Origin of the sequence: Pseudomonas urethralis, from assembly GCF_021602465.1 — a bacterium.
Taxonomy (GTDB): Bacteria; Pseudomonadota; Gammaproteobacteria; order Pseudomonadales; family Pseudomonadaceae; genus Aquipseudomonas; species Aquipseudomonas vlassakiae.
Genome location: NZ_BQIJ01000053.1, coordinates 1 through 849, shown reverse-complemented (window position 1 = coordinate 849; position 849 = coordinate 1). Strand labels below are relative to the sequence as shown.

Here is an 849-nt window from a genome sequence, read left to right as displayed (position 1 = left end):
TCGACGACGGTATCGCAGAGCTGATGGCGCGCCGTGACGTAGTGTTCCAGCGCAACTTCCGCCAGCGTGGCGTGACATACGAACGCTTCGCTCAGGCGGTGGACGAGTTCGCGATGGGCCAGCTTGGTCTGTCGGGCATCAGCAACTCGGTACTTGGGCGCCTGGTCCTGGCCGCGCGCTGCAAGGTGACCAGCGATGCGGCAGCAGCGGCCGACGAGATCCTGAGCGTTGCCAACCCAGAAGTGCAACTTGAAGAGATCGCCCGCCAACTGCTCACCCCTTTTGCCAAGGAAGCAGTGCTGGCCCAGGCCGAGGACGCGGAATGAATCCTCACAGCGTGGCGGTTCGCGCCATCGAGGCCGCAATCGAGACGATGCTTCTGCCGGGCTCTGGCCCGGTGGAGGACGCGAAGGCTGAGACGATGGTAGTCGCCTACTTCTCCATCCTCGTCATCGACTCCCACGAGTTCAAACACTACTGCGAGCGCATCCGGCGTATTGCCGTTCGGCGCAAGGAGGCTGCATGAGCACCGCACCTGTCAAATCCCTGATTGACGAACAGCTTGAGCAGATCGAGCGCAGCCTGGCGATCATCGGCGTGGGTCTTCCCCGCGAACTCCCGGTGCAGAAGCTGCCGCCGGAGATCGTCGCGGCGCTAAAGGCCGGCCAGATCGCTGTGAGGCCTCGGCCATGACCAGCTACCAGCGCGCCCGCCGCCTGGTTATCTGGCGAGGCTCCTTCTCCATGCTCTTCGCCTGCACCTTCTTCATGCTCGCCAGCGCACTGGCCGGCAGCATCACTTCCTGAACACACACCCGAGCCCGGCGGGCCCTTAGGGGATAACCGGACC

3 protein-coding genes are annotated in these 849 nt (G+C 64.0%); all 3 read left to right on the top strand.

Annotated features, from left to right (window positions below; translation table 11 throughout):
* The coding region (locus L6D64_RS28160) for a hypothetical protein (protein ID WP_236192667.1) at window positions 1–326 on the top strand (326 nt) is incomplete at its 5' end.
* On the top strand, window positions 323–526 hold the full coding sequence (locus L6D64_RS28155; RefSeq protein WP_176510430.1) for a hypothetical protein: 204 nt from the start codon (window positions 323–325) through the stop codon (window positions 524–526). The genes L6D64_RS28160 and L6D64_RS28155, both read left to right, overlap by 4 nt.
* Window positions 523–693: a hypothetical protein gene (locus L6D64_RS28150; protein ID WP_172827507.1), complete on the top strand. Its 171-nt coding sequence runs from the start codon at window positions 523–525 to the stop codon at window positions 691–693. The genes L6D64_RS28155 and L6D64_RS28150 overlap by 4 nt, the downstream gene beginning before the upstream one ends.
* The last annotated feature ends 156 nt before the right edge of the window (window positions 694–849 follow it).